Here is a 252-nt window from a genome sequence, read left to right as displayed (position 1 = left end):
CCCCCATCACCGACACCGTGCCGCCCTTGCGGACCGAGTCGATCGCCCAGTTGAGCGCGACCGGTGAGCCGCCCTGGAGCTTGAGCTTGGCCGAGGTGACGTGCTGGATGAAGTTGCCGTCGGCCTCGGCGCCCACGGCGTCGATCACCACGTCGGCGCCGAGCCCCTCGGTCATCCGCTTCATCAGCACCACGACGTCGTCGTGCTCGACGAAGTTGATGGTCTCCGCGTGGGCGAACGACTGCGCCTTCT

At 67.9% G+C, this 252-nt stretch carries 1 pseudogene; it reads right to left on the bottom strand.

The features are described from left to right. Window positions 1–252, bottom strand: a pseudogene (locus tag CUZ56_RS15290) (glutathione-dependent formaldehyde dehydrogenase); the annotation flags it as partial.

The organism is Saezia sanguinis (assembly GCF_003991585.1).
Taxonomy (GTDB): domain Bacteria; phylum Pseudomonadota; class Gammaproteobacteria; order Burkholderiales; family Burkholderiaceae_C; genus Saezia; species Saezia sanguinis.
The sequence above is the reverse complement of the archived record's forward strand: the minus strand, read 5'-3'. Positions and strand labels throughout refer to the sequence as shown.